6 protein-coding genes are annotated in these 5,142 nt (G+C 72.9%); 2 read left to right on the forward strand and 4 right to left on the reverse strand.

Annotated features, from left to right (window positions below; all coding sequences use genetic code 11):
• Positions 1–461: uridine kinase (locus HY68_RS20300; RefSeq protein ID WP_041990880.1), on the forward strand; the 461-nt coding region annotated here is incomplete at its 5' end.
• Positions 462–507: 46 nt separating this feature from the next.
• On the opposite strand, the gene HY68_RS20305 is transcribed toward HY68_RS20300, so the two are convergent.
• From HY68_RS20305 to HY68_RS20320, 4 genes are all read right to left on the reverse strand, one after another.
• Positions 508–1,428 carry a PfkB family carbohydrate kinase gene (locus HY68_RS20305; protein ID WP_041990882.1) on the reverse strand — a complete coding sequence of 307 codons (921 nt, stop codon included), beginning with the start codon at positions 1,426–1,428 and terminating at the stop codon, positions 508–510.
• Positions 1,425–2,339 (reverse strand): pseudouridine-5'-phosphate glycosidase, encoded by a 915-nt coding sequence (locus tag HY68_RS20310; protein ID WP_041990883.1) that lies wholly within the window; start codon positions 2,337–2,339, stop codon positions 1,425–1,427. The genes HY68_RS20305 and HY68_RS20310 overlap by 4 nt, the downstream gene beginning before the upstream one ends.
• 101 nt (positions 2,340–2,440) lie before the next feature.
• Entirely contained in the window at positions 2,441–3,670 is a 1,230-nt protein-coding gene (fdhA, locus tag HY68_RS20315; protein ID WP_041990885.1) for a formaldehyde dehydrogenase, glutathione-independent, read from the reverse strand.
• A 145-nt stretch (positions 3,671–3,815) separates the two neighbouring features.
• Entirely contained in the window at positions 3,816–4,373 is a 558-nt protein-coding gene (locus tag HY68_RS20320) for a methylated-DNA--[protein]-cysteine S-methyltransferase (RefSeq protein ID WP_041990887.1), read from the reverse strand.
• A 195-nt stretch (positions 4,374–4,568) separates the two neighbouring features.
• On the opposite strand from HY68_RS20320, the gene HY68_RS20325 reads away from it, so the two are divergent.
• The coding region (locus HY68_RS20325) for an MHYT domain-containing protein (protein WP_041990889.1) at positions 4,569–5,142 on the forward strand (574 nt) is incomplete at its 3' end.

Consider the following 5,142-nt stretch of genomic DNA (forward strand, 5'->3'; position numbering starts at 1 on the left):
TGCTGGTGGTCGGCACCGGCGGATTCCTGCGGCCCGCCTCGCTGCGGTACGAGTACGGGCGCGAGGACCCCGACACGTACTACGGCGGCTGGTTCGACACCGGCGCGCTGTGGCGCGAGGTCTTCGGACCGCTGGACCCGGGCGGCACCGGACGGGTGCTGCCCGACCTGTGGGACCCGGCCACCGACCGCGCCACCCGCAGCGACCGCCACGAACTGCCGCCGGGCGGTGTGCTGGTGGTACACGGCCCGCTGCTGCTGGGCCACTGGTTCCCCTTCGACCTCACGGTCCACCTGCACCTGTCCCCAGGCGCACTCACCCGCCGTACGCCCCCCGCCGACCGCTGGACCCTCCCGGCCTTCGCCCGCTACGAGGAGGAGGTGGACCCGTCCGCGACGGCCGACGTGGTCGTACGGACGGACCACCCGGACCACCCGGCCTGGGGCGGCCTGAGCGCGTGAGGTGTCCGCGCCGAGAGCCGCGGTCGGGGTCGCGCCCGGACGTCCGCTAAGTCCCGGCGAACCCGTCCGGCTCCGGAGGGCGGCCGCCCGGGAGTGTGACCGACAGGGCTCCCGCCCGGCAGCCCGCGGTCGCCGCCGCGGCGAGGTCCGCACCCGCCAGGCGCGCCGCGAGGTACGCGCCGGTGAAGGCGTCGCCCGCGCCCGTCGAGTCGACGGCTCGCGACGGGGGCGCGGATACGCGGGCCGTCACGCGGCCTGCCTGCGCGACCAGGGCGCCCGCCGCGCCCAGGGTCACCACCGTGACCGGGACGTGGCGGCTCAGTGCGGCCGCCGCCGCTTCGACGTCCGGCAGGCCGGTCAGCAGCCGGGCCTCGTCCGCGTTCGGGAGCAGGGTCTCCGCGCCGGCCACCTCCGTCAGGAACCGGTCGGCGCCGAGCTGTCCGATGAAGCCCGTGGACGCCGGATCCACGCTCACCGGGATGTCGCGCTCGCGCGCCGACGCCATCGCCGCGCGGGCCGCCCGGCGGCTCGGCCCGGCGAAGAAGAGGTAGCCGGAGAGATGCAGCCGGCCCACCCCGTCCAGCAGGGACGGCGACCAGTCGGCCGCGGTCAGCCGCAGGGCCGCGCCGCTGTCGGTGAGGAACGTACGCTCGGCGGCCCGGTCGGCCGTGTCCACCAGCGAGATCACCGTCGCCGTCGCGACCCGCTCGTCCACGACGAAGGCCGCCCGTACACCCGCCCGGCGGAGCACCCGCTCGTGCCAGCCGTGCGCGTCGGCGCCGACGCGCGCCAGCAGCGTCACCTCGGCGCAGCCCGAACGGGCCGCCCAGCAGGCCGCGTTCGCGCCCGCCCCGCCGGGCAGCGTCCGGATCTCGGCGACGGTGTCCGTGCCGTGCGCGAGCGGTGGCCGGTAGCGGGCCACGACATCCGTCACCACGTCCCCGACGACGAGCAGCCCGGGTGTCACCGGGCGCGCGCCACGGCGATCCGCGCCGCCAGCTGTACGTTGCCGCGTACGGCCGCGAGGTTGGCCTCCAGCGAAGCGCCGCCGGTCCGCCGCGTCAGCTCGGCGAGCAGGAACGGCGTGACGGCCTGCCCGGTGATCCCGCGCCGCCCGCTCTCGGCGAGCGCGTCCGCCAGGACCCGGTCGTGCAGCTCCGGGTCCAACTGCTCCGCCTCCGGGACCGGGTTGGCGACGACGACCGCAGCCTCCGGGCCGCCCAGGGAGTCCTGCGCGGCCATCACGGCCGCCACTTCCTCGGGCGTACGGACCGTCCAGTCGACCCGCTCGCCCGACGACGCCAGATAGAAACCGGGGAAGTACTCCGTGCCGAAGCCGAGGACGCCCACGCCCAGCGTCTCCAGACGCTGCAAGGTCGCCGGTACGTCCAGGATCGACTTGACCCCCGCGCAGACGACCGTGATCCGGGTCCTGGCCAGCAGCCGCAGGTCCGCAGACTCGTCCTGGGTTTCCGTCCAGCCGCGGTGGACCCCGCCGAGGCCGCCCGTCGCGAAGACCCGGATCCCGGCCCGCGCGGCGAGGAAGGCCGTCGCCGAGACGGTCGTCGCCCCGCTCGCTCCGGTGGCGAGCGCGGGCGCCAGATCGCGATGGCCGAGCTTGCGTATCGAGTCGTCCTGGGCGATCCGCTCCACCTGGTCCTCGGTGAGACCGACATGCGGCCGCCCGTCCAGCACGGCGACCGTCGCGGGAACGGCGCCGCCGGCCCGTACGAGCGCTTCCAGCTCCTCGGCGACCGCCAGATTGCGCGGGCGCGGCAGCCCGTGCGCGATGATCGTCGACTCCAGGGCGACCACGGGACGGCGCGCGGCGAGCGCCTCCCGCACCTCGGGGGACAGCTGCACAGAGATCTCAGACATGTCCCATCCCTGGCGCGCGGGAGGCGCCCGCAAACGTCCGCCTGCGACGGGGCTCCGGCGGCGCTCCGACCACGCCGCCTCCGAGCCCTCGACGCTGTCGGCTACGCCGCCTTGACGTTGTCCAGCGCGCCGTTCGGGTTCAGGACGTACTTCTTGCTCGCGCCCTGGTCGAACTCCGCGTAGCCACGCGGCGCGTCCTCCAGCGAGATCACCGTCGCGTTGACGGCCTTCGCTATGTGGACCCGGTCGTGCAGGATCGCCTGCGCGAGGCCCCGGTGGTACTTCATCACCGGACACTGGCCCGTGCTGAACGTGTGGCTCTTCGCCCAGCCAAGACCCAGCCTGACCTTCAGCGTCCCGGACTTGGCGTCGCTGTCGACGCCACCCGGGTCGTCGGTGACGTACAGCCCGGGGATGCCGAGCGCGCCGCCCGCCCTGGTCACGCCCATCAGCGAGTTGAGCACCGTGGCCGGCGCCTCCGCCGTGTCCACGCCGTGCGCGCGGGCCTCGAAGCCCACCGCGTCGACCGCCGCGTCCACCTCCGGTTCGCCGAGGATCTCGGCGACTTGGTCCTCGACGGTGCCCTTGGTGAGGTCGACCGTCTCGCAGCCGAAGCTGCGGGCCTGCGCCAGCCGCTCCGCGTTGAGGTCGCCGACGATCACGACAGCGGCGCCGAGCAACTGGGCCGAGGCCGCGGCCGCGAGACCGACGGGCCCCGCTCCGGCGACGTACACCGTGGAACCGACGCCCGCGCCCGCCGTCACCGCGCCGTGGTAGCCGGTCGGGAAGATGTCCGACAGCATCGTCAGGTCGAGCAACTTCTCGCGCGCGGCCTCCCGGTCGGGGAAGGTCAGCAGGTTGAAGTCGGCGTACGGCGCCAAGACGTACTCCGCCTGACCGCCGACCCAGCCGCCCATGTCGACGTACCCGTACGCGGCCCCCGGCCGGGCCGGGTTGACGTTCAGACAGATACCGGTCTGGCGCTCCTTGCAGTTACGGCACCGGCCGCACGCGATGTTGAACGGCACCGACACGACATCGCCGACGTTGATGAACTCCACGTCGGAACCGCGCTCGACCACCTCGCCCGTGATCTCGTGCCCGAGGACCAGCCCCGCGGGCGCCGTGGTGCGACCACGCACCATGTGCTGGTCGCTGCCGCAGATGTTGGTCGCGAGTACCTTGAGGATCACGCCGTGTTTGAGGCTGCGCCCTACGTTCTCCTTGGCCACGCCGGGCCCGTCCTTGAGCTCGAACGTCGGGTAATCGGTGTTCTCGACCTCCACCTCACCTGGTTTGAGATATGCGACCGCCCTGTTTCCTCCACTCATCCTTACTCGCCGTCCCTTCGGCTCGTGTCGTCGGTGGATGGTTCCGATGAATCGGCTGCGATGACGCGCACGCACTCCGTTTCACATTAGGCCGGTCGGGCGAAACCTGACAACAGCTGGCAAATACCCCAGAAGGGTGACCGCCTCAGAACAACGGCTGCGGCAGCACGCCTTCCAGAGCCAGCAACTGCCGCTTGGTCTCAAGCCCGCCGCCGAATCCGCCGAGACCGCCGCCGCGCTCGACCACCCGGTGGCACGCCACCACGATCGGCAGCGGATTGGACCCCATCGCCGCGCCGACCGCCTGTGCGGCCCCTGGCTGGCCCACCCGCGCCGCGAGATCGCCGTAGCCGACCACCGAGCCGTACGGCACCCCCGCCGCCAGCTTGCGCAGCACCTGGCGGTTGAAGCCCGTGGACAGCGACCAGTCCAGCGGCAGCCCGAACTCGCGCAGCTCGCCCGCGAAATACGCCGACAGCCGGCGTATCGGCTCGGCGAGCCGGCCGGTGGCCGACCGGGTCAGCTCGGCGCCGAGCCGGTTCCGCAGCTGGTCGAGCGCCTTGTCACGTATCCGTTCCGTGGCGTGGAAGACGACGGTCACCAGCCCCTGCTCGGTTGCGGCCAGCAGCAGCGGCCCGATCGCGCTGTCGACGACGGCCCACTCCACCGACTGCGCCGGCCTGTCATCGCTCGTGGAGATCATGCGGACCACCGTAGGCGGCGCCACTGACAGCCGGGCCGGCCGCCGTAGATCCAGGCCCGCTGTCCGTGTCGACAAATCGCTGGTGAATATTTGCTTACCGGGGTCACGGTCCTAACCTCGCCGGACCGGCACTCGCGCACGGACGGCACGGGCAGCAGGGACAGCACGACCAACAGGGGTGAAGGGCCTATCGCTATGCAGGGCACAGTCGACGGATTCAGCTACGGCCTCGTCACGCCGGTGGCCGCCTTTCTCATGGCGTGCCTGGGCGCGGCTCTCGGTCTGCGCCGAACCGCGAGACCCCTGCGCGAGCGGCGGCCGTGGAAGCCCGCCGCGCTCCTGCTGGGCGCGGCGTCCATCGGCTGCGGGGTCTGGACGATGCACTTCATCGCGATGATGGGGTTCACCGTCGCCGAGGTGCCCGTCGACTACGACGGACCCACGGTCTTCGCCGGGCTCGGTGTGGGCACCCTCATGATCGGGATCGGGATCTTCATCGTGGGCCGGCGCGGCTCGACCCCGATGGGACTGGCCACCGGCGGCACCGTCACCGGGCTCGGCATCGCCACCATGCACTTCCTCTGCATGGCGGGGCTCCGGCTGCGCGGACACCTCGAATACGACACGGTGACCGTCGTGCTGTCCGTCCTGATCGCCGTCGCCGCGGCCGTCACCGCGCTGTGGGCGGTCGCCGCGCACCGCGGCCTCGGCGCCAGCCTGGCGGGCGGGCTGCTGATGGGCGGCGCCGCGACCGGTATGCACTACACGG

Origin of the sequence: Streptomyces sp. AcH 505 (genome assembly GCF_000818175.1) — a bacterium.
Taxonomy (GTDB): domain Bacteria; phylum Actinomycetota; class Actinomycetes; order Streptomycetales; family Streptomycetaceae; genus Streptomyces.

Bases quoted from the DNA above. Each gene is read 5' to 3' on its own strand.
- HY68_RS20310 (WP_041990883.1), bottom strand. From the start codon at position 2,339: ATGTCTGAGATCTCTGTGCAGCTGTCCCCCGAGGTGCGGGAGGCGCTC.
- fdhA (WP_041990885.1), bottom strand. From the start codon at position 3,670: ATGAGTGGAGGAAACAGGGCGGTCGCATATCTCAAACCAGGTGAGGTG.
- HY68_RS20320 (WP_041990887.1), bottom strand. From the start codon at position 4,373: ATGATCTCCACGAGCGATGACAGGCCGGCGCAGTCGGTGGAGTGGGCC.